This is a genomic window from Streptomyces sp. NPDC050856, from assembly GCF_040653855.1.
GTDB lineage: Bacteria > Actinomycetota > Actinomycetes > Streptomycetales > Streptomycetaceae > Streptomyces.
In genome coordinates, this window is sequence record NZ_JBFAGV010000020.1 from 19,182 (window position 1) to 42,979 (window position 23,798).

The 23,798-nt window shown below is 75.7% G+C and carries 24 protein-coding genes and 1 pseudogene; 17 read left to right on the forward strand and 8 right to left on the reverse strand.

Annotated elements, in window-relative coordinates; all coding sequences use genetic code 11:
- The first annotated feature begins 64 nt into the window (after positions 1-64).
- The 8 genes from AB0H53_RS18950 to AB0H53_RS18985 all read left to right on the forward strand — a co-directional run bounded on the left by AB0H53_RS18950 (position 65) and on the right by AB0H53_RS18985 (position 9,508).
- Positions 65-1,276, forward strand: a complete 1,212-nt coding sequence (locus AB0H53_RS18950; RefSeq protein ID WP_362114161.1) for a glycosyltransferase family 4 protein — start codon at positions 65-67, stop codon at positions 1,274-1,276.
- The gene (locus AB0H53_RS18955) at positions 1,273-2,799 is read left to right on the forward strand and encodes an exopolysaccharide biosynthesis polyprenyl glycosylphosphotransferase (RefSeq protein ID WP_362114164.1); all 1,527 of its coding nucleotides are present in this window, start codon (positions 1,273-1,275) and stop codon (positions 2,797-2,799) included. The genes AB0H53_RS18950 and AB0H53_RS18955 overlap by 4 nt, the downstream gene beginning before the upstream one ends.
- Positions 2,799-4,232 (forward strand): O-antigen ligase family protein, encoded by a 1,434-nt coding sequence (locus AB0H53_RS18960; RefSeq protein ID WP_362114167.1) that lies wholly within the window; start codon positions 2,799-2,801, stop codon positions 4,230-4,232. Before AB0H53_RS18955 ends, AB0H53_RS18960 begins: the two co-directional genes overlap by 1 nt.
- The gene (locus AB0H53_RS18965) at positions 4,225-5,910 is read left to right on the forward strand and encodes a lipid II flippase MurJ (protein ID WP_362114170.1); all 1,686 of its coding nucleotides are present in this window, start codon (positions 4,225-4,227) and stop codon (positions 5,908-5,910) included. Before AB0H53_RS18960 ends, AB0H53_RS18965 begins: the two co-directional genes overlap by 8 nt.
- Complete coding sequence (locus AB0H53_RS18970; protein WP_362114173.1) at positions 5,846-6,589, forward strand: polysaccharide deacetylase family protein; 744 nt, start codon at positions 5,846-5,848, stop codon at positions 6,587-6,589. The genes AB0H53_RS18965 and AB0H53_RS18970 overlap by 65 nt, the downstream gene beginning before the upstream one ends.
- Positions 6,586-7,677, forward strand: coding sequence for a glycosyltransferase (locus tag AB0H53_RS18975; protein WP_362114176.1), 1,092 nt, complete (start codon positions 6,586-6,588; stop codon positions 7,675-7,677). Before AB0H53_RS18970 ends, AB0H53_RS18975 begins: the two co-directional genes overlap by 4 nt.
- Positions 7,674-8,360: a lipopolysaccharide biosynthesis protein gene (locus AB0H53_RS18980; protein ID WP_362114179.1), complete on the forward strand. Its 687-nt coding sequence runs from the start codon at positions 7,674-7,676 to the stop codon at positions 8,358-8,360. Before AB0H53_RS18975 ends, AB0H53_RS18980 begins: the two co-directional genes overlap by 4 nt.
- A 74-nt stretch (positions 8,361-8,434) precedes the next feature.
- Positions 8,435-9,508, forward strand: a complete 1,074-nt coding sequence (locus AB0H53_RS18985; protein ID WP_362114402.1) for a GNAT family N-acetyltransferase — start codon at positions 8,435-8,437, stop codon at positions 9,506-9,508.
- Here the strand turns inward: AB0H53_RS18985 and AB0H53_RS18990 are convergent.
- The 4 genes and pseudogenes from AB0H53_RS18990 to AB0H53_RS19005 form a co-directional block, all read right to left on the reverse strand.
- Positions 9,496-10,809: a glycosyl hydrolase gene (locus AB0H53_RS18990; protein WP_362114182.1), complete on the reverse strand. Its 1,314-nt coding sequence runs from the start codon at positions 10,807-10,809 to the stop codon at positions 9,496-9,498. The genes AB0H53_RS18985 and AB0H53_RS18990 overlap by 13 nt on opposite strands.
- 252 nt (positions 10,810-11,061) lie before the next feature.
- Positions 11,062-11,187 (reverse strand): annotated as a pseudogene (locus AB0H53_RS18995) (chaplin); the annotation flags it as partial.
- A gap of 477 nt (positions 11,188-11,664) precedes the next feature.
- Positions 11,665-13,008, reverse strand: coding sequence for a cytochrome P450 (locus AB0H53_RS19000; RefSeq protein ID WP_362114185.1), 1,344 nt, complete (start codon positions 13,006-13,008; stop codon positions 11,665-11,667).
- 75 nt (positions 13,009-13,083) lie between these two features.
- A complete protein-coding gene (locus AB0H53_RS19005) occupies positions 13,084-13,464 on the reverse strand; it encodes a DUF6479 family protein (protein WP_362114188.1) in 381 nt (126 codons plus the stop codon).
- 233 nt (positions 13,465-13,697) lie between these two features.
- Here AB0H53_RS19005 and AB0H53_RS19010 point away from each other — a divergent pair, with 233 nt between their 5' ends.
- Together AB0H53_RS19010 and AB0H53_RS19015 are read left to right on the forward strand one after the other, a co-directional pair.
- Complete coding sequence (locus AB0H53_RS19010) at positions 13,698-14,090, forward strand: rodlin (protein ID WP_362114191.1); 393 nt, start codon at positions 13,698-13,700, stop codon at positions 14,088-14,090.
- A gap of 142 nt (positions 14,091-14,232) precedes the next feature.
- Positions 14,233-14,622, forward strand: a complete 390-nt coding sequence (locus AB0H53_RS19015; RefSeq protein WP_362114194.1) for a rodlin — start codon at positions 14,233-14,235, stop codon at positions 14,620-14,622.
- Between the two features lie 460 nt (positions 14,623-15,082).
- Here the strand turns inward: AB0H53_RS19015 and AB0H53_RS19020 are convergent, their stop codons facing one another.
- Positions 15,083-16,759 carry a bifunctional 3'-5' exonuclease/DNA polymerase gene (locus AB0H53_RS19020; RefSeq protein WP_362114197.1) on the reverse strand — a complete coding sequence of 559 codons (1,677 nt, stop codon included), beginning with the start codon at positions 16,757-16,759 and terminating at the stop codon, positions 15,083-15,085.
- Between the two features lie 182 nt (positions 16,760-16,941).
- Here AB0H53_RS19020 and AB0H53_RS19025 point away from each other — a divergent pair, with 182 nt between their 5' ends.
- Positions 16,942-18,090: a DUF2786 domain-containing protein gene (locus tag AB0H53_RS19025; RefSeq protein WP_362114200.1), complete on the forward strand. Its 1,149-nt coding sequence runs from the start codon at positions 16,942-16,944 to the stop codon at positions 18,088-18,090.
- Between the two features lie 862 nt (positions 18,091-18,952).
- Here the strand turns inward: AB0H53_RS19025 and rpsN are convergent.
- Together rpsN and rpmB are read right to left on the reverse strand one after the other, a co-directional pair.
- Complete coding sequence (rpsN, locus tag AB0H53_RS19030) at positions 18,953-19,258, reverse strand: 30S ribosomal protein S14 (RefSeq protein WP_362114203.1); 306 nt, start codon at positions 19,256-19,258, stop codon at positions 18,953-18,955.
- A complete protein-coding gene (gene rpmB, locus AB0H53_RS19035; RefSeq protein ID WP_362114206.1) occupies positions 19,258-19,494 on the reverse strand; it encodes a 50S ribosomal protein L28 in 237 nt (78 codons plus the stop codon). Before rpmB ends, rpsN begins: the two co-directional genes overlap by 1 nt.
- 63 nt (positions 19,495-19,557) lie before the next feature.
- Between rpmB and rpmG the strand changes: the two genes are divergently transcribed.
- The 5 genes from rpmG to AB0H53_RS19060 all read left to right on the forward strand — a co-directional run bounded on the left by rpmG (position 19,558) and on the right by AB0H53_RS19060 (position 21,961).
- Positions 19,558-19,722: a 50S ribosomal protein L33 gene (gene rpmG / locus AB0H53_RS19040; protein ID WP_009719228.1), complete on the forward strand. Its 165-nt coding sequence runs from the start codon at positions 19,558-19,560 to the stop codon at positions 19,720-19,722.
- Positions 19,723-19,727: 5 nt separating this feature from the next.
- Positions 19,728-19,985 carry a type B 50S ribosomal protein L31 gene (locus tag AB0H53_RS19045; protein ID WP_362114210.1) on the forward strand — a complete coding sequence of 86 codons (258 nt, stop codon included), beginning with the start codon at positions 19,728-19,730 and terminating at the stop codon, positions 19,983-19,985.
- A complete protein-coding gene (locus AB0H53_RS19050; RefSeq protein WP_362114213.1) occupies positions 19,985-21,109 on the forward strand; it encodes a GTP-binding protein in 1,125 nt (374 codons plus the stop codon). Before AB0H53_RS19045 ends, AB0H53_RS19050 begins: the two co-directional genes overlap by 1 nt.
- Before the next feature lie 3 nt (positions 21,110-21,112).
- The gene (gene rpsR, locus AB0H53_RS19055) at positions 21,113-21,358 is read left to right on the forward strand and encodes a 30S ribosomal protein S18 (RefSeq protein ID WP_362114216.1); all 246 of its coding nucleotides are present in this window, start codon (positions 21,113-21,115) and stop codon (positions 21,356-21,358) included.
- Positions 21,359-21,721: 363 nt separating this feature from the next.
- Positions 21,722-21,961, forward strand: coding sequence for a DUF397 domain-containing protein (locus AB0H53_RS19060; RefSeq protein WP_362114219.1), 240 nt, complete (start codon positions 21,722-21,724; stop codon positions 21,959-21,961).
- 70 nt (positions 21,962-22,031) lie between these two features.
- On the opposite strand, the gene AB0H53_RS19065 is transcribed toward AB0H53_RS19060, so the two are convergent.
- On the reverse strand, positions 22,032-22,571 hold the full coding sequence (locus AB0H53_RS19065) for an ATP-binding protein (protein ID WP_362114222.1): 540 nt from the start codon (positions 22,569-22,571) through the stop codon (positions 22,032-22,034).
- Between the two features lie 288 nt (positions 22,572-22,859).
- Between AB0H53_RS19065 and AB0H53_RS19070 the strand changes: the two genes are divergently transcribed.
- Positions 22,860-23,741, forward strand: a complete 882-nt coding sequence (locus AB0H53_RS19070; protein ID WP_362114225.1) for a helix-turn-helix transcriptional regulator — start codon at positions 22,860-22,862, stop codon at positions 23,739-23,741.
- The last annotated feature ends 57 nt before the right edge of the window (positions 23,742-23,798 follow it).

The following is a 23,798-nucleotide window of genomic DNA, read 5'->3' on the forward strand; positions in this document are numbered from 1 at the left end:
CGTATCGCCGGGCCGGCGACTCGCTCCGCAGCAAGCCCCGTGAAACCCCGTGGAAAGGGTGCGTGTGCGCTTCCCATTCACCGCGTTGCATGTGGTCCAGCCGGGTGACGGCGGGGTCGCCCGGGTCGTCGCCGACATGGTCGGCGCGCAGGTGGCGCAGGGCGCGCGGGTGGCCGTGGCGTGCCCGCCCGGTACCCCCCTGGCGGCGGCCGTCCGGGAGCGGGGCGGCGAGGTCCACCCCTGGCGGGCCGGACGCCAACCGGGCCCGCGGCTCGCGGCGGAGACCCGCCGTGTCGTGGAGCTGGTCCGGCTGGTGGGCCCCGACCTGGTGCACGCCCACAGCGCCAAGGCCGGACTGGCCGTCAGGCTCGCGGTGCGCGGGCGGGTCCCGACGGTGTACCAGCCGCACGCCTGGTCGTTCGAGGCGGTGGGCGGGGTGACCGCCGTGCTCGCCCGGAGCTGGGAGCGCTGGGCCGGCGCCCGTTGGACCGACCGGATCGTCTGCGTCAGCGAGGCGGAACGGCTGCGGGGTGAGCGCGCGGGCGTACGGGCGCGCTGGTCCGTGGTCCGCAACGGCGTCGACACCACCCGCTTCCGCGCCGAGGCGGATCGTTCCGCCACCCGGGTCCCGGGCCCGCCCCGGGCGCTGCCGCCGGCCCGGGTCCCGGCGCCGGGTACGGCGGCGGAGACAGCGACGGCGGCGGCGCCGGTGTCCGCGCCGGTCGTCCTGTGCGTGGGGCGGCTGTGCCCGCAGAAGGGGCAGGACACCCTGCTGCGGGCCTGGCCCTCGGTGGTCGCCCGGGTGCCGCTCGCCCGGCTGGTGCTGGTCGGTGACGGACCGTCGGCCGCCGCCCTGCGCGCCGCCGCGCCCCCGTCGGTGGTGTTCGCCGGCGCCGTCGAGGACACCGCGCCCTGGTACCGGGCCGCCGACCTGGTGGTGCTCCCCTCCCGCTGGGAGGGGATGGCGCTGGCCCCGCTGGAGGCCATGGCCAGTGGGCGCCCCGTCCTGCTCAGTGACGTGGACGGCGCCCGGGAGAGCCTGCCCCCGGGGCACGAGGCGCACTGCCTGGTCCCGCCCGACGACCCGGACGCGCTGGCCGCCGCCCTCGTCCGGCTGCTGCGGCGGCCGGTCCTGCGGTGGGCCCTGGGCCAGCGGGCCCATCACCACGTACGCAGCCGATTCGACGTCCGGCACACCCAGGAGGCCCTCGCGGACGTGTACCGCCAGGTGGCCGCCCCTCGGGGCCGGGACGTCAAGGAGCCGATCGCCCAGTGACCACGGAAAGCACCAGCGCCCGTCCGGCGCCCGGGTCCGTCCCGGCCCCCGGGTCCGTCCCGGCGGCGGACCGGACCGCCTCCCCCGCCACCGCGTCCGGCCCCGCGCCCAGCGCCGTGCCCTGTGTGGCGCCGCCGCGCGGCTCCGCCGGCCGGACGGCCCTGGCGCCGCGCCGGCCGGCGCCCGGGCCGCCGTTCGTCTCCTCCCTGGTCGCCGTCGACTGCGTCGCGGTGCTGCTCGCCGCCCTGGTGCTCGACGGCGAGCAGCGCTCCGCCGCCCTGCTCCTCCAGCTCAGCGCACTGCTGGCGGCCCTCGACGCGTACGCCGGTCTCTACCGGCCCGGCGGCCCCGCCCCCGGGCCCGCCTCGGTACCGGCCTCCGTCCTGGACGAACTGCCCCGGATCGCCTCCCGCGCCGCGATCGCCTGGTGCGCCGCCGCCGCCCTGCTGGCCGCCCAGACACCGCACCGGGCCCTCGGGCCGGCGACGCTGGCCACCGCGTTCGCCGTGCACCTCGCCCTCGTCTGCTGCGGCCGGGGTGCCCTGCACCACCTGCGGCGCGCGGCCCTGCGCGGCCGGCCGCGCTCCGCGCTCGTCGTCGGCCCCGCCCCGGCCGCGCAGCGGCTGGCCGGCACGCTGGCCCAGCACCCCGAGTACGGCGTCCGGCCGGTCGGGATCGTCGGCGCCCGGCCCGGCGGGCCCCGGCCGGCCGCGGCCGGACCCGCGCTGCCGGTGCTGACGACCACCGAGGAGATCCACCGGGCGGTGGTCCAGAACAGCGTGACCGAGGCGGTCTTCACCGGCACCGACCGGCCCGACCTGGTCACGCTCCTCGGCCACTACGGCTGCGCGAGCTGGCTCGTCACCACCGAGCCCGGGCCCGGACCGGCGGGCCGGCACCTGTGGGGGTACGGCTGCCGGCGGCTGGACCCGCCGGACGTGCCGCGCCGGCGCCCGGCCAAGCGGCTGTTCGACCTCACCGCCGCCGGGCTGCTGCTCGCGGCGGCCTCCCCGCTGCTGCTGCTGTGCGCCCTGGCCGTCCGGCTCTCCGACGGGCCCGGCGTGCTGTTCCGCCAGGAGCGCGTGGGCCAGGACGGCCGGCTGTTCACGCTGCTGAAGTTCCGCACCCTGCGCCCGGCCGACGACCGGGAGGCGGCCACCCGCTGGAGCGTCGCCCACGACGACCGGATGAGCCGGGTCGGCACCTTCCTGCGCCGCACCTCGCTGGACGAGCTGCCGCAGCTCTGGAACGTCCTGCGCGGCGACATGAGCCTGGTCGGCCCACGGCCCGAACGGCCCTACTTCGTCGCGCAGTTCAGCCGGGCGCACCCCGGGTACGCGGCGCGCCACCGGATGCCGGTGGGGCTGACCGGGCTGGCACAGGTGCACGGGCTGCGCGGGGACACCTCCATCGAGGACCGCTGCCGCTTCGACAACCACTACATCGACCACTGGTCCCTCTGGCAGGACGTGTGCATCCTGCTGCGCACGGCGGTCTCGCTGGTCCGCCCGGCGGGCAGCTGATGGCGGTCCCCGGGTGGCTGCCCGCGCCGGCCCTCGCGCCGGGCCCCTCGCGCGTGCCCGCGCCCGGCCCCGGGCCGGCCGCCGCGACCGCCCCGTCCCCGCTCGCCCCGCTGCGGCCCCTGCTGCCCCTGGTGCCGGTGCTGGCCGTGGTCGCGCTGCTCGCCGTGCCGGCCCGGGGGGCCGCCGGCACGGGCACACCGGCGGACGCGGCGTCCGCCGTGCTCGTCGTGTGCTGCCTGGCGCGGCTGCTGCGGGACGGTGCCCGGCCGCTGAGCCGGACGGCGGCCGTGGTGCTGGGCCTGCCGGTGCTCGGCGTCTGCGCCTCGGCCGTGGCGGCCCAGGACCCGGCCGCCGGCCTGCCCGGCGTGGTGCGCCACCTCCAGACCTTCGTCCTGGTGCCCGCGGCCGTGGTGCTGCTGGTGCGCGACCGGCGGGACTTCGCCCTGGTCACCTGGGCGGTGATCGGCCTGGCCCTGGTGCAGGGCGCGATCGGGGTCGTCCAGTACGCGACCGGCACCGGCGCCTCGTACATGGGCGAGGACGTCCGCGCGGTCGGCACGTTCGGGGCCGGCGACGTGATGGGCATGGCGACGGTCGTCGCGTACGGGCTGGTGGGAGCGGTGGGCATCGCGCTCACCGCCACGGGCAGGGCCAGGAGCGCGGCCGCCGGCTGCGCCGCGCTGCTGGCGGTGCCGCTGGTGGTGTCCTTCAGCCGTGGCGCCTGGATCGCCACCCTGCTGGCCTGCGGCCTGCAACTGGCGCTGTCCGGGCCGCGCCGGGCGCTGCGGGTGGCGCTGGCCACCGGGGCGCTCGGGGTCGTCCTGGTCGCGGGACTCGGCATCGGTTCGCAACCCGTCCAGGAGCGGGTGGCCAGCATCTCGCGGGTCACGGCCGCCCCGGACCGGTCGGTCACCGACCGGTACGCCATGTGGGCCGCGGCGGTCGCCATGTGGCGGGCCGAGCCGGTGACCGGCGTCGGGCTCAAGGGCTTCCCTCGGCACCGGGACGGCAACGCCTCGCTGGCGCTCTCCTCCGGCAGCGACACCGCCGGAGCCGGACAGGGCTTCCAGCGGCAGCCGCTGCTCTCCCCGCACAACATGTACCTGCTGGTCCTGGGCGAGCAGGGACTGCTGGGCGCGCTGACCGTCGTCGGCGGCTGGCTGGCCCTGCTGGTGTGCGCGCTCGGCCGGCTGCCCCGCGTCCGCCGCACCGCCCCGGGCGCCGACTGCGCGCTGGTCGCGGTCGGACTGCTGGTCTGGCAGCTCACCGACTTCGTGTACGCGGACATCGGCGGCCCCGCGACGGTGCTGACCGCGCTGGTGATGGGCCTGGCAGCCTGGTGGGCGCTGGCGCCGGACCACACCGCCGGGGCCGTGTCCGGGGGCGCCGCCCGCGCCGGGGCCGGAAGGGCGGCGAGCCCCGCCCATGGCTGACACCCCGCTGCTCGCCCGGCGGCCCGCCGGCTCCGCCACCGGCCTTCCCGGCCCGGCGGCCGGCGCCCCGCCGGGGCGCTTCCTGGCCCGGGCCGCCCTGGTCACGGCCGCCCTGACGGCGGCGGGCGCCTTCCTGGGCCTGCTCCGCGACCAGTTGCTCGCCCACTCCTTCGGGGCCGGCGGCGAGACGGACGCGTTCCTGGTCGCCTGGACGGTGCCCGAGTTCGCGGCCACTCTGCTCATCGAGGACGCGATGGCGCTCATCCTGGTGCCCGCGTTCAGCGCCGCGCTCGCCCGGCGCACCCCGGCCGGCGACCCGGTACGCGCGCTGGTGCGGGCCACGCTGCCCAGGATGGCGGTGGCCGCCGCCCTGGCCGCGGGCCTGCTCGCGCTCGCCGCGCCCTGGCTGGTACCGGCGCTGGCCCCCGGGCTGCCCCGGCAGCGGCTCGCGGTCGACTGCACCCGGCTCGCCGCGACCTGCGTGCTCTCCTTCGCGCTCGCCGGGTACTGCTCCGCCGCGCTGCGCGCCCATGGACGGTTCCTGGCGCCGGCCGCGGTCTACGTGGCGTACAACACCGGCATCATCTCGGCGGTCGTGCTGCTCGGGCCCGGCTGGGGCGTGCGCGCGGCGGCGGCCGGGGTGGCGGCGGGCGGTGTGCTGATGGTGCTGGTCCAGGCGCCGTCCCTGTGGCGGCGGCTGCGGCGGCCGGGCGGCGGCACGGCGGCCGGGGCGGCCGGGGCCCGGCCGGCGCTGCTCATCGGACTGCTGGCCCCCGTGATCGTGTTCGCGGTGAGCCGCCAGTCCCAGGTCCTGGTCGAACGGTTCCTCGCCGCGCCCCTGCCGGCCGGTGCCATCTCGCACCTCAACTACGCGCAGAAGGTCGCGCAGTTGCCGATGGTGCTCTCCCTGATGCTCTGCACGGTGAGCTTCCCGGCCGTGGCCCGGGCCCTCGCGGCGGGCGACACCGCCGCCGCCCGGCACCGCGCCGGGCGCGATCTGCTGCTGGCCGCCGTCGTCGTCCTGGCCGGCGCCGCCGTCGTGGTCGCCGCCGCTCCGCGACTGGTGGAACTGCTCTTCCAGCGCGGCGCGTTCGACCGGGCCGACACCGCCGCCACCGCCGCCGTCATGCGGGTGTACGCGCTGGGACTGCTCGGCCAGACCCTGGTGGGTGCCCTGGTCCGCTGCTACTTCGCCGCCTCCCGCCCACTGTGGTACCCGGCCGCCGCCATGACCTGCGGCGTGGCCGTGACCGCCCTGGCCGGCTCGCTGTGGGCCGGGCGGTGGGGCGCCCCCGGCATCGCCGCCGCCAACGCGCTCGGCATCACGCTCACAGCGGGCCTGCTGCTGGCCGGCGTACGGGGACAGAGCGTCCCGCTGCGCGTCGGCGAGGTGGCCGCGGGCCTGGCCCGGCTGACCGCGGCGGCCACCGCCGCCACCGCCGCCGCCACCGCCGCCGGCCTGCTGTGCGCGGCCGGCCCACCGCTCCTCGCCGTCCTCGCGGTCCTCGCCGCGGTGGCCGTCGTCTTCCCCGCCACCGCGTGCGCGCTGCGGGCGCCGGTGGTGCCCTCCCTGCTCCGCTCCCTGTTCCGATCCGCTGTCCGAAGGCGCGCCCATGCCCCTGCCGAAACCGCCCCTGTGGGTGGCGATGTACCACTCGATCGACGACCCCGCGGATGACCCGTACCGGGTGACCGTGGACCCCGCCCGTCTCGACCGGCAACTGCGCTGGCTCCGGGCGCGCGGGCTGCGCGGCGTCGGTGTGGGCCGGCTCCTGGACGCCGCCCGCCGGGGCGGGGCGCGCGGGCTGGTCGGCCTGACCTTCGACGACGGGTACGCCGACTTCCTCGACCACGCGGTCCCCCTGCTGCGCCGCCACGACTGCACGGCCACCGTCTTCGTCCTGCCCGGCCTGCTCGGCGGGACCAACGCGTGGGACCGGCCCGGGCCGGTCAAGCCGCTGCTGACCGAGGACGGCGTCCGCCGCTGCGCCGCCGCCGGGATGGAGGTCGCCTCCCACGGGCTGCGGCACGTCTCCCTGCCGCCCGCCGACGACCACGTCCTGCGCGAGGAGACCCGGCACAGCCGGGAGCTGCTGCGCGGCATCACCGGGACCGCCCCGGCCGGTTTCTGCTACCCCTACGGCCATCTCGACGCCCGGGTGGTGGCGGCCGTGCGCGAGGCGGGCTACACCTACGGCTGCGCCATCGACCCCGGGCCGCTGAGCGGCGAGTTCGCGCTGCCGCGGGCGCACATCGGGCAGCGGGACACCGGCTGGCGGCTGTACGCCAAGCGCCGGCTGCACCTGCTGCGGCGCCCCGGTGCCGACCTGGAGCCACGGCCGGAGCCGGTCGCGTGAAGGTCCTGCACGTCATCACCGGGCTCGGCATCGGCGGCGCCGAACAGCAGCTCCGGCTGCTCCTGCGCCACCTGCCGGTCAGCAGCGCCGTGGTCACGCTCACCAACCCGGGCGCCGTCGCCGACGGTCTGCGCGCCGACGGCGTCCCGGTCGCCCACCTGGGCATGCGCGGCAACCGCGACCTCTCCGCGCTGCCCCGGCTGACCCGGCTCATCCGGCACGGCGGCTACGACGTCGTCCACACCCACCTGTACCGGGCGTGCGTGTACGGGCGGCTCGCCGCCCGGCTGGCCGGGACGCGCACCGTGATCGCCACCGAGCACTCGCTGGGGGCCGCGCAGATCGAGGGCAGGCCGCTGAGCCCGGGGGCCCGCGCCCTGTACCTGGCCACGGAACGGCTGGGCACGGCGACGGTCGCCGTGTCCGGCACGGTGGCCCGGCGGCTGACCGGGTGGGGAGTGCCGCCCGCGCGGATCCGGATGGTGCCCAACGGCATCGACGTGGCGCGCTTCGCCCACGACCCGGAGGCGGGCCGGGCGGCGCGGCGGCGGCTGGGGCTGGCGCCGGACGACGTCGTGGTGGGCGGGGTGGGGCGGCTGGCGGCCGGCAAGCGGTTCGACACGCTGATCCGCGCGGTGGCCGGGCTGCCCGGGACCCGGCTGCTCCTGGTCGGTGAGGGGGAGGCGCGCGGGCGGCTGGCGCGGGTGGCCGCCGAGTGCCGGGTCGCGGACCGGGTGGTGTGGGCCGGGGCGGTCGACGAGGGGCTGCCGGCCCTGCTGTCGGCGATGGACGTGTTCGTCTCGCCGTCGGCGGACGAGGCGTTCGGGCTCGCGATCGTCGAGGCGCTGGCCGCCGGGCTGCCCGTGCGGTACGCCGCCTGTCCCGCGCTGGAGGACCTGCCGCCCGGCGAGGCCCCGGGGGCGCGGCGGATCGGCGGCTCCGTCCACGACGTGGTGTCGGCGCTGCGCGAGGTGTGCCGCGGCGGACGGCCCGAACGGCTCCCGGTGCCCCCCGCCGCACGCCGGTACGACATCGCCCGCAGCGCCCAGGAACTGCTGTCCCTCTACCACGAAGCGAGTGCCCGATGAACGCCCCGCTGACGACGCCGCGGATCGCCCTGCGCCTCACCGGCGTCCTGTTCACCCGCCTCACGTCGCCCCTGACCCGGCTGAAACGGCTGCCCCGCGGGTGGTTCGTCCCGCTGGCCGCGCTGGCGGGCGCGCTGGGCGGCGCCGCGTACGGACTGTCGGTCACCCCCCAGTACGCGGCGACCAGTTACGTCATCGTGGTGCCCGCGGGGAAGGCCGACCCGGCCGCCGCGATGGGCCTGGCCCAGGCGTACGGGCGGGTCGCCACCGACATCGCGGTCACCGGCGACGCCCAGGTGGCGGCCGGCGTCTCCACCGCCGCCCTGCGCGCGGGCGTACGGGCCGCCACCTCGCCGGACGCCCCGATGATCGCCGTCACCGCCCGGGCGCCGCGCCCGGGGACCGCGGCGGACATGGCCGACAGCGTGGCCAGGGCCCTGGTGCTGAAGGGCGCGCACACCCAGCGGAGCACGGGCGTGAAGGTCCTGCCGTTCTCCCGGGCCGGCGAGCCCACCAGCCCGGTCTCCCCGTCGCTGCCGCTCGCCGTGCTCGTCGGCGGCAGCGGGGGCGGACTGCTGGGCGGGCTCGCGCTGCTGGTCCGCCCCCGGCGCGAGCCACCGGAGCGGTACGCCGCCGTGCCCGGCCCGGCCGCCTGCGCCACGCCCCAGCGGGAGCGGGTGTGACCGGCGGGCCCGCCCCGGCCGGCGACCCGGGCGTGGACGTCACGCTCTGCCAGGACGGCGCGGAGTTCGGCCGGCTGGCCGCCGAGTGGACGGACCTGTACCGCCGGTGCCGGACGGCCACCCCGTTCCAGTCCCACTCCTGGCTGCACTCCTGGTGGCTCTCCTACGGCACCCCCGGCGACCTGCGGGTCGTCCTGGTGCGCCGTACCGGCACGCTCGTCGCGGCCGCCCCGCTGCGCCGGGTGCGCGGGGCGGTACCGGTACTGGCCCCCCTGGGCGGGGCCATCACCGACTTCTGCGACGTCCTGCTGGACGACACCCGCGCCGACGAGGCCGCGTCCGCGCTGGCCGGCGCGCTGCGCGAGCTGGCCCGTACCGCCCTGATCGACCTGCGCGAGGTGCGCCGGGGCGCCGCCGTGGAACGGGTGTACGCGCACTGGCGCGGCCCGCGCCGCCGGCTGGCGGACTCCACCTGCCTGGAACTGCCCGTCCGCCCCCTGGACGAGCTGGTCGCCCGCCTGCCGTCGGCACGGGCCCAGAAGGTGCGCGCCGGGCTGCGCCGACTGGACCGGCTGGGCATCGAGGAACACGCCGTCCCCGCCCCGGAGGTGCCCGGGGCGCTGCGCCGGCTGCTCGACCTGCACCGGCGCCAGTGGGCCGGGCGGCCCGTCACGGCGGAACACCTCAGCGAGCGGTTCGCCGAGCACCTGGAGCGGTCGGTGCGGTCCATGGTGGAGTCCGGGGAGGCGCGGCTGACGGAGTTCACGATGGCCGGTGACGTGGTCGCCACCGACCTGCGGCTGATGTCACCGCGGCTGTCGGGCGGTTACCTGTACGGGGCCGACCCGGTGCTGCGCGCCCGCAAGGCGGACGTGGCCACCCTGCTGATGCGCAGCGGGGTGCGGGAGTGCGGCGCGAACGGGCGCGGCACGCTGAGCCTGCTGCGCGGCGACGAGGCGTACAAGCACCACTGGCGCCCCGAGCCGGTCACCAACCAGCGGCTGCTGCTGGCCCGGCGCCGGCTGGCGGTGGCGCTGTGGCTGCGCGCGGCGTACGCCGGCGGGCGCCAGTGGGCGGCCCGGCGGCTGCGGGACCGGCCGTGGGCGCGGCGGCTGCGCCACGCCCTCGCGGCGGCTCACCGGCGCTGACGGGTCCACCCGTCGGACCGGACGCACAGGGCGCCGCCCAGCCAGCGCTCCACCCAGGCGCCGAGCTGGAGCGGCCGGCACACCTGCCCGGCGCCGGGTTCCCCACCCGGTTCCGTACCCTCACCCGGCTCCGGCTCCGGCTCCGGCTCCGGCTCGGGTTCCGGCTCGGGTTCCGGTTCGGGTTCCGGTTCCGGCTCCGGAGTGGGCCGCCCGGGGACGTCCCGCGGGGGTGCCGGCGGGGTGTTCCGGCCGGACAGCATGGCGCGGAACACCTCGGACGACCTCGGGTTCCCGGCGCACTGCCACACCCCGTGCGGGCAGTAGTCGGTGATGGTCTGGTACAGCGGCTTGTGCCGGTCCATCCACTCCAGCATCCGCCGCATGTACTCGGGGTTGTCGCCGTTGCGGAACAGGCCCCACTCCGGGTACGAGACGGGCTTGCCGTGCGCGGCGGCGAACTCCACGTGCGCGCGCAGCCCGTAGGGCTGCTCCACCTGCTCGTCGAAGCTCTCGCCCGGCGGCTGGTCGTACGAGTCCATGCCCACGATGTCGACCACGTCGTCACCCGGGTAGCACTCCGTCCACGGGACGGCGTCCCGCCCCCGGTTGGGCGCGAAGTCGAAGCGGAACCGCTGGCCGGGCACGGACCGCATGGTGGTGACGATGCGGCGCCAGTACGTCTTCCACGCCTCCGGGTCCGGTCCGCATCGGTGCGTGTAGGTGGTGCCGTTCATCTCCCAGCCCAGGACGACCACCGTGTCGGGCACCTCCAGCCCCACGAGGCGTTCGGCGAGGGCCCGGAAGTGGTGGTCGAAGCGCCCGTCGGCGCCCAGCCGCAGGAGCTGGCGCACGACGCCGTCCGGCAGGTGGCTCTCATTGGCCTCCAGCATGGGGACGTTCAGGACGAACAGCCGGTCGGCGTCGGCGCGTCGCCAGGCCGCCCAGTCCTCCAGGAAGCCCGGCCTGCCCTCGATGTTGCTCCACACGTCACCGGGGAGGTAGGTGTGGCCGGCGCGCAGCTCGGTGCCGCCGAGCCAGGCCTGCAGCTCCGCCATGCGGCTGATCCCGGGCGGGCCGTAGTGCAGGTAGGCGCCCAGCGCGGTGGGCCGCGACGGGACGGTCTCCCCGGCCGGGGCCGGCTCTTCGGCCGCCACCGACGGGTGGCCGGTGGGCGCGGGCTCACCGGCCGCCGGGCGGGCGGCGGCGCCGGCCAGGGGCGGGGCGGCGGCGCCCGCGACCAGCAGCCCGGCGGTGAGGGCCCCCAACCAGGCGCTGGTCCTGTGCCGTTTCCGGTCGGCCATCTCGACTCCTTCGCCACGCTCCGGCAGTGCCCGTCACCTGGCTCGAAAGTATTCTTAATGGTCCGATCGGGAATTCCGGCCCGGCTTTTGTTGGGCCATCGGGGAAATGTGTCGCCCGCTTGGCGCACGATGCGCACGGTGCGGGCGGTGCGGGCCGACGTACCGCCGGGAATCCGGCACGGAACGCGAAGAGCCGGCCCCGGAGGATCCCAGGGGCCGGCTCGTGGGTGGCCGAGGCCTTCACATGTCAGATCACTTGTTGAGGCACACGTTGCCGAAGGCCGGGTTCAGCAGGCCGATCACGTTGACAGTGGTGCCGCACAGGTTGACCGGAACATGAATCGGCACCTGGACGACATTGCCGGACAGGACGCCCGGGAGCCGACAGCGGCCCCGTTCGCCTCGGCGTCCGCCATCGCCTCGGCTTCCTTTCCGCAGAGGAAGTCCTGCCACGTGTTTCGTGGCGAACGGGCCCCTGGGAGGCGGCCCGGCTTCCGCTGGGAAAATCCCAACGAACACGAAAGCGAAAGGACACCGTCGAGGGATTTGTTGCCCGTCTTTCACTCGAACGCGGAGAGGTCGGGCGGTGCGGACGGTTCAGCGGTACGGCCAAACCGGACGGGACATCAGCACGTCCCATTCGTGGTCCGGCACTCCCGGTACTGTTCGGCCCAGTGCCTTCCACTCGCGCATCAGCGCGGAATGAACGGGTGAGGGGTCGACGGCCCCCGTCTCCTGTCTGCTCTGCGGGATGAGGGGCACGCGCTGCCATTTTCCGGAGCGAGGAGCCATGCCAAACCTTTCCGTTCACGGCCTTGGCGAGGCTCTCGCATCATGACACAGCGACCGGCGGCGTCAGCGGGAAAGCGCCGTGAAGCGCAGCCGGAAGTGGTCGAGGGTGGGTGGCAGGGGCCGGTCGGGCCGGAGCCGGGCGGGGTCGCCGGGCAGGTAGGTGTGGCGCTCCAGCAGCGCGGCGAGCGCCGTCGAGGTGACCAGGAGCACCAGGTCCTCGCCCGGGCACTCCGCCGGGCCGGCGCTGAACGGCATCAGCGCCTCGGTGTCCTGGGCCGTGCCGTCGAGCCAGATCTCCGGTACGAACCGGTCGGCGTACGGCAGTTCCGCGTCCCGGTGGAAGAGCGGGGCGTGGATCAGGATCGCGGTACCGCCCGGCAGGACCTCCTCGCCCCAGGTGGTGGCCCGGACCGACTCGCGCAGCAGGAAGGGGGTGGTGGGCCAGAGGCGTACCGACTCCAGGACGCAGGCACGGGTGTAGGGCAGCAGCCGCGGTTCGGTGAGGTCGGTGACCGCCAGCTCGTTGCGTACCTGGGTCTCCTTCGCCGGGTGCGTGGCCAGCAGCGCCAGGGTGCGGAACGCGGCGACGCCGGCCGCGTCGAAGGCGGCCAGCCAGTGCGGTACCTGCCCCGCCGGGTCGGTGCCGGGCCGCGCCGGAGTGGTGGCGAGGGCGGCGGCGAGGCTGCCCGGCCCGCCCCGGGCCAGGTGCGCGCGCAGTCGGCGGTCGAACCGCCGGCGGGGCCCGGCGCGGCGGGGTCCGGCGGCGGACCGGTCGGCGGCGGAGCGCAGCCGCCCGAGCATCGCGGTGAGCGCGGTGTCGTCGCGGGCGGTGTCGCCCAGCACGACGCGGCGCACGGCGCGGTCCCAGGCGGCGGAGAAGGCGGCCCAGTCGAGCTCGCCGTCGCCGCCGGCCGTCGCCCCGAGGAGCCGGCCGGCCTCCTCGCGCACCGTGCGCACCAGCCGGGGGGCCGAGCTGTGCAACTGGTAACCGTACTCCAGCACCGCCTCGTTGAACGCGCGCCGTTCGTCCCGCCGTCCACCGGACGGGGCCAGTACCCCGTGCGGCCGGAAGCGGTCCGGCGCGGCGTGGTCGTCCCGGGCCGCCGGGGAGTACGGGTCGGGTGTGCCGGCCAGGACGTGCGCCGCGTCGCCCGCGTCCAGGACCACCGCGAACCGGCGCCCGGCCAGGTCCAGGCGCAGGGGTCCGGGGCCGTAGCGGTCACGCAGCTCGGTGAGCAGCCCGGTGGCACGCCGGTCGCCCGCGCACCCGGCGGGGGCCCGGCCGGGGCGGCGGTGGGTGGCCGGGCCCGGTGCGAGGGCGGGGGCGAGGACCTGGACGGCCACCCGGGCCGCGTCCGGCGCGGAGAGTCGCGCGGGAGTGTGCGTCACCGCGTCCGTACCGGTCATGGCGCCCGAGTGCCCATGGGGTGGTGCGCGAAACGGGGCGCGGGGTCCCGGAGCGGCGCGGCCGGCCGGGGCGCGTCAGCTGCCGGTGGTGGGGCCGCCGCTGCCGAAACCGCCGCTGGGAGCGCCGCGCCACTTGTCGTCCTTCTCGGTGCGCGGGGAGGTGTCCGGCTCGGTGTTCTCGTGCCGCAGCTCGTAGGGCATCATCCGGTCCTCCCGCTCGGTGATCTCCGCGGGCCTGCGGTGCCCCTCCACCTCGCCGGGCAGTCCGGCGTCCGCCGGCCGGTGCGGCTGCTCCTCCGGGGAGGGAGGTGCGGGCTCCCGGTTCCTGATGCGCCGGCCGAGCAGGAAAGCGCCGATCAGGAACCCGACGACGAGGATTCCCGCGACCAGCGGACCAATGCCGACAACATGGTCTTTCGCTGCCAATTCACCGGTTTCCGTGATGAGAGAGTTCATACGAGGCGTGTACCCGCGTTCGCCCCCGTCAGACACCCTCCGCCGCCCGCCCGGCGCCCACGAGGATCCGGGGTCCCCGCATTCCCGGGCAATGCCAAAACGACCATCATAAAAAAGATGAATCCGTCTTTTACGGATTGAGCTCTTCGGGTGACCTGGCGCAACCTAAACGGCGCTGCGCTGTTGATCAGACCGACCCCGAGCACCGGGTCTCTCGACGAGAAGGATGGACCATGATCAAGAAGGTTCTGGCTACCGCCGGCGTGGCTGCGGCCGTCCTTGGCGCGTCCGCGCCGATGGCCGCGGCGGTGGGCGACCGGGGAGTCGACACGCAGAACGGCAACTTCGCTTCGCAGGCGTACGGAAACACCGTCACCGGTGGCTACATGAGCCCGCAGATCGGGCTCATCCAGGGCTCGCTCAACAAGCCCTGCATCGGTCTGCCCGTCCAGGCCGACGTCCAGAACATCGTGGCCCTGGTCAACGTCGGTGTTCAGGACATCCTGAACGACACGCAGAACCAGCAGTGCGCGGAGAACTCCACCGCGGTCAAGGGCGACAGCGCCCTGTCGCACCTCCTGGAGGACGTCCTCTCCGAGAACGGCGCAGCTGCCATCGACAACTGATCACGAAGCGGCCGGCCCGCATGACCGCGGTGTCATGCGGGCCGGTTTCTCGTACACCCCCATGAGGACCGAGTGGCGCGCCCATCGGTCGGGCGCGGCAGGACGACCCGAGCGCCGGGTCTCTCGACGAGAAGGATGGACCATGATCAAGAAGGTTCTGGCTACCGCCGGCGTGGCCGCGGCCGTGCTGGGCGCGTCCGCGCCGATGGCCGCGGCGGTGGGCGACCGGGGAGTCGACACGCAGAACGGCAACTTCTCCGGGCAGGCCTACGGCAACACCGTCACCGGTGGCTACATGAGCCCGCAGGCCGGGCTGGTGCAGGGCACGCTCAACAAGCCCTGTGTCGGTCTGCCGATCCAGGCCGACGTCCAGAACATCGTGGCCCTGGTCAACGTCGGTGTTCAGGACCTCATCAACGACACGCAGGACCAGCAGTGCGTGGAGAACTCCACCGCGGTCAAGGGTGACGCCTTCCTCTCCCACGTCCTGGAGGACGTCATCTCCGAGAACGCCGCCCTCTCCGTCGACTGACGGGCGAGCCGCGTGGAGCGACCGCAGCGGCGGGCCCCGCATCCGGAACACGGACGCGGGGCCCGCCGCTGTGTGCCCGCCCCCTGTGCGGCATCTCGGCGGCGACGGCGCCACCGGGTACCTGACCGCCTACGACGTCGGGACCGAGACGCTCGGCTTCATGCGGGCCACCCCGACGCCGCGCGGGGAGGCCGGCGGGCAGCCGGAGTGGAGCGGGACACTGCCGGACGGCACCAAGGTGGCCATCTCGCGGCGGCCCGCCCGGGGCAAGGGCGTCACCGAGTGGCGGGTCGACGCGCTGCGGCCGAACGGACCGCGCGCCACCAGCACCTCGTACAACGCGCACTACCCGCGTCGCGCGGCCGGCCGCGCGACGCCATCCGCGACGACTGCCCAGCTCGGGGCCGTGGCGCCGGACCCCTCCTGGCTGACCGCGATGAAGCCCGCTCTCCGCCCCGGGTCACTTGGCGTCGGAGTACCGCTCCACCGTCGCCACGGTGAACGGGAAGCGCACCGGCGTGTCCCCGAAGGTGATCCGCCCGGCCGTGTCCCCGGCCGCGCGGATCGCCTCGGTGACGGCCGCCGCCTCCTCGGCCGGGCAGTGCACGATCACCTCGTCGTGCTGGAAGAACACCAGCTCCGCCCGCATCCCGGCGAGCGCCCGGCGCAGTGCGGCCAGCATCAACAGCGCCCAGTCGGCGGCGCTGCCCTGGACCACGAAGTTCCGGGTGAACCGGCCGCGGGCGCGGGCGTCCACCGACGCGTACCCCGGGGCGGGGCCGTCGTCGGCATCGGCCCCCTCCTGGGGGATGCCGGCCTCCTCCGCCTCGCCGGCGGCCGGCGCGCGGGGACTGGTCCGGCCCAGCCAGGTGCGCACCAGCCGGCCCTCCTCGCCGGCCTTCGCCGCGTCGTCCACATACGCCACCGCGAGCGGGAAGCGGCGGCGCAGCGCCGCCAGGTTCTTCAGGCCGTCACCGCTGGTCTGCCCGTAGATCGCGCCGAGCAGCGCGAGCTTGGCGTGCGCGCGGTCACCGGAGAACGCCCGGTCCGACAGCCGCGCGTACAGGTCGTCCGGATGGCCCGCGACCTCCATCAGGCCCGGGTCGCGGGAGATCGCGGCCAGCACCCGGGGTTCCATCTGGTCGGCGTCCGCGACGACGAGCCGCCAGCCGTCGTCGGCGATCACCGCCCGCCGGATCACCTTGGGGATCTGCAGGGCGCCCCCGCCATTGGCCGTCCAGCGCCCGCTGACGGTGCCGCCCGGCACGTACTCCGGCCGCAGCCGCCCCTCGCGCACCCAGTCCTGCAGCCAGCTCCAGCCGTGCGCCGTCCAGATCCGGTACAGCGTCTTGTACTCCAGCAGCGGCTCCACGGCCGGGTGGTCGATCCGGGCCAGCTCCCAGCGCCGGGTGGAACGCACCGTGATGCCGGCCCGGGCGAACGCCTTCACCACCTCGGCGGGCAGGTCGGGCCGCACCCGGTGCCCGAAGGCGGCCGACACCTCGTCGGCGAGCCGCGCCAGCCGGCGCGGCTCGCCGACGCCCGCGTACCGTTCGCCCAGCAGCTCGGTCAGCAGCGCCCGGTGCACATCGGCACGCCACGGCAGGCCGGCCCGCCGCATCTCCTCGGCCACCAGCATCCCCGCCGACTCGGCCGCGGTCAGCAGCCGCATCCGGTCGGGGTGCTCGGCGGCGTCGTGCCTCCGGCGCTGGTCGGCGTACACCTCCAGCAGGCCCTCGAAGGGGACGGCCATCGGGCGGGGCTCGAACAGCGAGGACTGCGAGCCGGGCTCGGCGGCCCTGGCCGGCGGGTCGGGCGGCACCGGGCGGTGGTGCAGCCGCGCCCAGGCGGCGGCCGCCGAGCGCGGCTCGCCCAGCCGCCCCTCGTGTCCCAGCAGGAGCTGCTCGGCGTCCTCGATGTCGTAACACCGCTCGACCCGCACTCCCGCGGCCAGCAGCCGCGGATAGACCTCGGCCGTGGACCGCCACACCCCCCGGCCCACGCCGGGCCGCGCCCGCACGGCCTCGACGAGGTCCGGCTCGCTCAGCACCGGACCGGCGGGCAGCCCGTCCCGCCCGAGGGGGACGAGCCGCGCGCCACCGCCCTCGGTACCGTGCAGAGCCCACCTTCCGTTCACACCCGCGAGTCTGGCACCCGGCACTGACAGCGGCGTGCGCGGACGGGACGGCGGCGTGGGCGGACCACGCCTGCGGGGCGGGTGCCGGTACCTGTCGTTGGCGTACAGGTGTGCGCGCACGCTCACAGCGGCCACTGACACACTCGGGGGTGGTGGTTCCGTACGGACGAGGGAGGCTTCTCATGCCGGTGCACGACTCGGTGGGCGGCGCGGGGACGACCGTCGAGCGGGCGCTGGCGGCCGCGCTGTACGCCCAGGACGACACCGCCCTCGACGCGGGTGCCTCGCTGCTCGCCGCCGACCCCGGCGCGGACGCCGAGCTGGCCCGGCGGGGCGAGGAGCTGGTGCGCCGGGCGTGGGAGCGGGGCTGGCAGCCGGCCGATGTGGCCCGGCTGGTCCGGCGGGAGCTGGAGGACCACCACGTGCGGCTGGCCGCCGGCCTGATCACCGGGCAGGTACGGGCCTACGACCGGCTGCCGCCCCGGTGGGCCGCCCAGCTCGCCGAGCTGCCGGCCGGGCCCTGGCGCGCCGACCGCTTCTCGTACGCCACGGCCGTGCTGGAGCTGTACCGGCTGCTGGCCCGGCTGCCCGCCCTGGAACCGGCCGGCCCGGTTCCGGGCTCGCCCCTGCACGCCCCGCCGGCGCACGGCGAGCCGCGCGTGCTCGCCCGGATCAGGGCGCTGCTGGCCAAGGCGGAGGGGACCGGCTACCCCGAGGAGGCGGAGGCGCTCACCGCGAAGGCGCAGGAGCTGATGGCCCGGTACAGCCTGGACGAGGCGGCCCTGGCGGCGCGCACCCACAGCCCGGACGAGCCCGCCGCGGTACGGATCGGGATCGACGCCCCGTACGAGACGACCAAGGCGATCCTGCTCGACGCGGTCGCGGGCGCCAACCGGTGCCGCGCGGTGTGGAACGAGGCGTTCGGCTTCTCCACCGTCGTCGGGTTCGAGCCGGACCTGGAGGTGGTGGAGCTGCTCTACACCTCGCTGCTGGTCCAGGGGACGAGCGCGATGACCGGCGCGGAGGCGGAGCAGCAGCGGGGCGGCCGGAAGCGGACGAAGACGTTCCGCCAATCCTTCCTGCTCGCCTACGCCCAGCGCCTGGGCGACCGGTTGGCGGCCACCACGCGGCGCGTGAACGCCGAGGAGCCGACCCTGCTGCCGGTGCTGGCCGCGCGGGACGTGGCCGTCACGTCGCGGACGGAGCGGATGTTCCCCGAGACGACCACCACCCGGGTCCGCGGCGCGACCGACCGGGCGGGCTGGGAGCAGGGCACGGCCGCCGCGGACCGCGCCGAGGTCCGGGCCGGCCGGGACCGCATCGGCCGCTGACGGCCACGAGGCTGGACCTGGCGCGGGTGCGGGCGCGGGTGCGCCCGGCGGGGCACGGTGACGGGCCGGGGCCGTCGGGGCGCTGGCCCGGGCGACGCGGGGGCGTGTCCGGGCCGGCCCTCGCGCCGTGCGTCGCGTACGGCGGCGGCCGGGATCGGAGGCACACCTCCCGGACCGGGCCGCCGCCCCTGCGGCGTACGCCACCGGGCGCGGCTGCCGCCGGAGAACCTGGACGCGCTGGCCCGGGCCCTGGCCGACGACGGTCCGGAGGCGGCTGGCGGCGGCCCGCGACCGGGCGGCGGCGGGCCCGGCCCGGTGCGGGCGTGCGGGACTGGCCGGTCAGGGCCTCGGGGACGGCCCCGGCGGGCTCGTGGGCACCGCCGGGGCGAGGTTCAGGGGCGACCTGCGCAGGGTCTCCCTGGTGCCGCTCGCCCAGGTGACGACGGCCTGCCGGCCGTCGCCGGAGCCCTTGACGCGGTCGGTGCCGTCGTCGTCGTTGGGTGAGCGAGAGGGCCATGGTGTCGGCGCCCCGGGCCGTGCCCTGGCACAGGCGGGAGCCGGCGAGGAGCACGGCACGGCCCTCCTGGACGGTCGGGCTGACCGGTCCGCCGTCGGTGACGCCCGGCCAGGAACCCTCCAGCCGGCCGGCGCCGCCGGGGGTGGCCGGGCCGCCCCCGCCCGGCGCTGCGCGCCCGCCACCGCCGCCGCCCCTGTCGTCGTGGCCGCCGCCGCAGCCGGTCAGGGTCAGGGCGGCGGCGAGGCCGGCCACCGCGACGGTCCAGGTCCGTACGGGCTCACGCACGTTCCAGTCCCCCTTGCCGGTGTCAGGACCGCGCCGAGCTATCAGGCGGTCTCCCCGGTTTCACCAGGACGACTTGGTCACCCCGGGCAGGAATCCGGCGTGCGCCTGCTCGCGCATCCGCACGCGCGACAGCCCGAACTTCCGCAGATGCCCCCGGGGCCGGCCGTCCACGCTGTCCCGGTTGCGTACCCGGGTGGCGCTGGCGTCGCGGGGCTGGCGCCGCAACTCGGCCTGCGCGGCCAGCCGTTCGGCCTCCGGAGTGCCCGGGCGGCGGATGAGCTCCTTCAGCTCCGCACGGCGCCCGGCGTACCGCTCGACCACGGCCCTGCGCCGCTCGTTGCGCGCGATCTTGCTCTTCTTGGCCATCAGACCTTCACCCCCCGGGCGCGGATCCGCGCCACGGCGGCCTCGACGCCGATGCTGTCGACGGTCTTGATCGCCTTGGTGCTGAGGGTGAGCCGCACGTGCCGGCCCTCACTCGGCAGCCAGTAGCGCTTGCGCTGGACGTTGGGGTCGAAGCGGCGCGAGGTGCGCCGGTGCGAGTGGGAGACGCGGTTGCCGAAGCCCGGCTGGGCGCCGGTCAGCTGGCAGTGGGCGGACAAGGGTGACCTACCTCTCGGGACACTGTCTTGGAAATGGAAACCATTTCCATCTACTCTAACCCCATGGCCCGCAACGAACTCCGACCGATCATCAAACTCCGGTCCACCGCCGGCACCGGCTACACCTACGTCACCCGCAAGAACCGCCGTAACGACCCCGACCGCATGACGCTGCGCAAGTACGACCCGGTCGTCGGCCGCCACGTCGACTTCCGAGAGGAGCGCTGAGCGCCATGAAGCCCGGCATCCACCCCCCGTACGAGCCCGTCGTCTTCCGTGACAAGGCCGGCGGCTTCGCCTTCCTCACCCGCTCCACCGCGACCAGCGACAGGACGGTCGAGTGGGAGGACGGCAACACCTACCCCGTCATCGACGTCGAGATCTCCTCCGCGAGCCACCCCTTCTACACGGGGCAGGCCCGCGTGCTCGACACGGCCGGGCGCGTGGAGCGGTTCGAGCAGCGGTACGGCCGGCGACGCGAGGCCCGCTGATGCTGTCCGTCGCCCTCGTCGGCGGGCTGCACGCCGAGGCCCGGGCCGCCGCCGTGGAGCGCCTGCTGGCCTCCGTCCCCGGCAGTGTGGCGCTCCACCACGACCTGTCCACCGCCACCACGGGCACCGTCCGGCGCACCGTGCGCGACGCCACCGGCGTCCTGGCCACGGGTGAGGCCCCGCTGGTCAACGACTGCGCGTGCTGCGCGCTCCGCGAGGACCTGGTCCCCGAGCTGGAGCGGCTGGCCGACGCCGGACTCACCCGGCTCGCGGTGGTCGAACTGTGGGACTCGGTCGAGCCGAAGGCGATGGCCGAGGTCGTCGCGGCGGCCGGGCTCACCGTCACCTCGGTGATCACCGCCGTCGACCCCGCCCTGCTGCTGCCCTTCCTCGGCAACGGCGAGGACCTGATGGACGCGGGTCTCGCGGCGGCCACCACCGACCAGCGCACGGTCGCCGACACCTGGGCGCGCCAGCTGGAGTACGCCACCGTGCTCGCCGTGGCCGACGGCCCCGGGGCCGACGACGAGGACCGCGCGCTGCTGGACCAGCTCCACCCGACGGCCCGGCGGGTGCCGCTGGCGGACGGTGACCTGGCGGCGGCCGCGCTCGCCGGGTTCGACGTGGAGGCCGCGGCGGCCGCCCAGCACCCGTCCTGCGCGCGGCTGCCGCAGGAGGCGGACGCGAGCGGGGTGGCCACGTACGTGTGGCACCGGCGCCGGCCCTTCCACCCGGAGCGGCTGTACGCCGCGCTGGAGGACCTGTCCTGCGCCGCCGCCCGCAGCCGCGGCCGGTTCTGGCTGGCCGACCGGCCCGACACGCTGCTGGGCTGGGACGCGGCGGGCGGCGCCCTGTGCGTGGAGAGCGCCGGCCCCTGGCTGGCCTCGCTCCCGGACGCCGCCTGGGAGATGGTCCCGCCGGAGCGCCGGGCGGCTGCCGCGCTGGACTGGGACCCGGAGTACGGGGACCGCTGCCAGCACCTCGTCTTCACCTCGCCCGGCCTGGACCGCGAGGGGCTGACCGAGCTCCTCGACTCCTGCCTGCTCACCGACGCGGAGTACGCCGCCGGCCGCGAGGCCTGGCAGCGGCTCCCGCACGCCTTCGACGCCCTCCTGGAGGTCTGACCCATGTCCCCGCGCCGCGCCCCGGAGCGCAAGCCGGCCACGTCCCGTCCCAACCCGCTGGAACGCGACGGCATCACGTACATCGACTACAAGGACACCGCCCTGCTGCGGAGGTTCATCTCCGACCGGGGCAAGATCCGCAGCCGCCGGGTGACGCGGGTGTCGGCGCAGCAGCAGCGCGCGCTGGCCCGCGCGATCAAGAGCGCCCGCGAGATGGCGCTGCTGCCGTACGCGTCCTCCCCGCGCTGACCCGCGCCGGCCCGCGCCGGCCCGCGCCCGCGCCGGCCCCCGCCGGCCCGCGCGCCGGCCCGGGACCACCCGCGCCGGTCTCCCCGCCGGCGTTCCGGCCCGCGAGGGCGGCCCCTCCCCGCCGCCCCCCGCGGGCGCTCGAAGCCCCCGTGGCACCCGACGGTGCCACGGGGGGCTTCACTCATGGGCGACGTGAGGCATCCGGACCGGCCGGATGTGCGTCTGTACTCGTGAACGGGGCGTTTTTGCGCTGTAATCAGGGAGCCACCCGGCGTGCACGTGCATCTGCTCATGCAGTTGCAAATGAACACAGCTATGATCCGACATAGTTGACACCTGCACCATGTATCTCGGGAGCGTCCTGTGCACCACGTGTACAACGGCATGGCGGCCACGGAGCTGCACGGGGTCGTCTGGCAGAAGAGCAGGCACAGCAACTCGCAGGGTTCCTGTGTCGAGTTCGCCAAACTGCCGGGCGGGGACGTCGCCGTACGCAATTCCCGGCACCCCGAAGGTCCCGCCCTGGTGTACACGCCCGCCGAGATAGAGGCCCTGCTGCTGGGCGTGAAGGACGGCGAGTTCGACCACCTGGTGAGCGGCTGACCGTTCGCCCGGCCACGCCGGCCCGGCGAACGGCCGTGGGCCGTACGCGGCCGGGCGGCCGCCCGCGCCGCTACGGTGCCGGCGAGTCGGTCAGGCGGAACAGCGCCCAGACCACCTTGCCGCGCAGCGTCCCGGCCAGCGGGTGCCAGCCCCAGCCGTCGCTGAAGGACTCCACGAGGAACAGCCCCCGGCCCGACTCCGCCGAGAAGTCCTCCTCGGCCTCGCGCGTCGCCGGGCTCTGCGGGCTCGGGTCGCGTACGGCGCACACCAGCCGGCTCGCCCAGCGCATCAGGTGCAGCCGCACGGGCGGGTCGTACGGATCGTGCCCCGCGGGCCGCCCCGCACCCGTGCGGCCGTCCGGCCGGGGGTCCTCGGGCAGCGCGTGCCGCAGGGCGTTGGTGACGAGCTCCGACACGACCAGGGCCACGTCGTCGAACCGGTCGCTCAGCTCCCACTGGGCGAGCGTCACGCTGGTGAACTGCCGTGCCCCGCGCACCGCTTCGTACTGCGCGGGCAGCGCGCAGGAGGCGGAGCTGGAGACGGAGGCGGCATCGATCGGAGGAAGCCCCTGCCTTAACGGCTCGAGCATGGTCGATCCATTCGTCCCCATGCGAGGCACTCCCGGGATTCGCGGCTGTGGCGCTACAACACGAACGAGTACGCAGGTGCGCGGGCACCATGGTTCCCAATGCGACCACCGGATGCAAGGGCAGATGCACGTGCACGCGCCCGAAGTGTTCCCCCGCGTGTCGGTTCCTGGCCATATCTTCCGCCGACGACTTTCACGGCGTTCGGCCAAGCCTTCCCCTTGTGTAACCGCACGAGTACGGGGTGAAGCTTTTTGGTGGCAGAATCCGGCACCTCGGGGCTCGGGGGGGCTCCGTCGTACACATCAGCGATGGGGAGGGTGGAAGACGTGACCCCAAGTGAATCGAGCGGCTCGGTGGTGCGACGCATCCTGCTGGGCTCGCAGCTGCGCAGGCTCCGTGAGTCGCGCGGCATCACCCGGGAGGCGGCCGGTTACTCGATCCGGGCCTCGGAATCCAAGATCAGCCGCATGGAGCTGGGCAGGGTGAGCTTCAAGGCGCGGGACGTCGAGGACCTGCTCACCCTCTACGGGGTGACCGACGAGACCGAGCGCGCGTCCCTGCTCGGGCTGGCCCGCGAGGCCAATGTCGCGGGCTGGTGGCACAGTTACGGCGACGTGCTGCCGGGCTGGTTCCAGACCTACATCGGCCTGGAGGGCGCCGCCTCGCTCATCCGCATCCACGAAGTGCAGTTCGTCCACGGCCTGTTGCAGACCGAGGCGTACGCGCACGCCGTGGTCCGTCGCGGTATGCCCGACGCCCCGCGCGCCGAGATCGAACGGCGGGTGGCGCTGCGCCTGGAGCGCCAGAAGGTGCTCGTGTCCGAGCGGGCGCCGCGCTTTCACGCCGTTCTCGACGAGGCCGCCCTGCGCCGCCCCTACGGCGACCGGGAAGTGATGCGCGAGCAGCTCAAGCACCTCATCGAGGTCTCCGAGCGCCCCAACGTCACCCTCCAGGTGATGCCGTTCAGCTTCGGCGGGCACGCGGGTGAGAGCGGCGCCTTCACCATGCTGCGCTTCCCGGAGTCCGACCTCTCCGACCTGGTCTACCTGGAGCAGCTCACCAGCGCGCTGTACCTGGACAAGCGCGAGGAGGTGGCCCAGTACGAACGGGTGATGGAGCGGCTGCATCAGGACAGCCCGGGCCCCGAGGAGAGCCGGGACGTGCTCCGGGGACTCCTCCAACTCATCTGACCCGCCAGTAGGATGACGTCTCGTCAAACCGATGTGCGCGCGCCCCCGGGAAGGGAT

What these genes read in the sequence shown, in the direction of transcription:
- AB0H53_RS19000 (WP_362114185.1), bottom strand. Translation starts at nt 13,008, where the DNA reads ATGACCGGTACGGACGCGGTGACGCACACTCCCGCGCGACTCTCCGCG.
- AB0H53_RS19015 (WP_362114194.1), top strand. Translation starts at nt 14,233, where the DNA reads ATGATCAAGAAGGTTCTGGCTACCGCCGGCGTGGCCGCGGCCGTGCTG.
- AB0H53_RS19065 (WP_362114222.1), bottom strand. Translation starts at nt 22,571, where the DNA reads ATGGGGACGAATGGATCGACCATGCTCGAGCCGTTAAGGCAGGGGCTT.
- AB0H53_RS19005 (WP_362114188.1), bottom strand. Translation starts at nt 13,464, where the DNA reads ATGAACTCTCTCATCACGGAAACCGGTGAATTGGCAGCGAAAGACCAT.
- AB0H53_RS18960 (WP_362114167.1), top strand. Translation starts at nt 2,799, where the DNA reads ATGGCGGTCCCCGGGTGGCTGCCCGCGCCGGCCCTCGCGCCGGGCCCC.
- AB0H53_RS19010 (WP_362114191.1), top strand. Translation starts at nt 13,698, where the DNA reads ATGATCAAGAAGGTTCTGGCTACCGCCGGCGTGGCTGCGGCCGTCCTT.
- AB0H53_RS19070 (WP_362114225.1), top strand. Translation starts at nt 22,860, where the DNA reads ATGGGGAGGGTGGAAGACGTGACCCCAAGTGAATCGAGCGGCTCGGTG.
- AB0H53_RS18970 (WP_362114173.1), top strand. Translation starts at nt 5,846, where the DNA reads ATGCCCCTGCCGAAACCGCCCCTGTGGGTGGCGATGTACCACTCGATC.
- rpmG (WP_009719228.1), top strand. Translation starts at nt 19,558, where the DNA reads ATGGCCCGCAACGAACTCCGACCGATCATCAAACTCCGGTCCACCGCC.
- AB0H53_RS18990 (WP_362114182.1), bottom strand. Translation starts at nt 10,809, where the DNA reads ATGGCCGACCGGAAACGGCACAGGACCAGCGCCTGGTTGGGGGCCCTC.
- AB0H53_RS19045 (WP_362114210.1), top strand. Translation starts at nt 19,728, where the DNA reads ATGAAGCCCGGCATCCACCCCCCGTACGAGCCCGTCGTCTTCCGTGAC.
- rpsR (WP_362114216.1), top strand. Translation starts at nt 21,113, where the DNA reads ATGTCCCCGCGCCGCGCCCCGGAGCGCAAGCCGGCCACGTCCCGTCCC.
- rpsN (WP_362114203.1), bottom strand. Translation starts at nt 19,258, where the DNA reads ATGGCCAAGAAGAGCAAGATCGCGCGCAACGAGCGGCGCAGGGCCGTG.
- AB0H53_RS19050 (WP_362114213.1), top strand. Translation starts at nt 19,985, where the DNA reads ATGCTGTCCGTCGCCCTCGTCGGCGGGCTGCACGCCGAGGCCCGGGCC.
- AB0H53_RS18965 (WP_362114170.1), top strand. Translation starts at nt 4,225, where the DNA reads ATGGCTGACACCCCGCTGCTCGCCCGGCGGCCCGCCGGCTCCGCCACC.
- AB0H53_RS18980 (WP_362114179.1), top strand. Translation starts at nt 7,674, where the DNA reads ATGAACGCCCCGCTGACGACGCCGCGGATCGCCCTGCGCCTCACCGGC.
- AB0H53_RS19025 (WP_362114200.1), top strand. Translation starts at nt 16,942, where the DNA reads ATGCCGGTGCACGACTCGGTGGGCGGCGCGGGGACGACCGTCGAGCGG.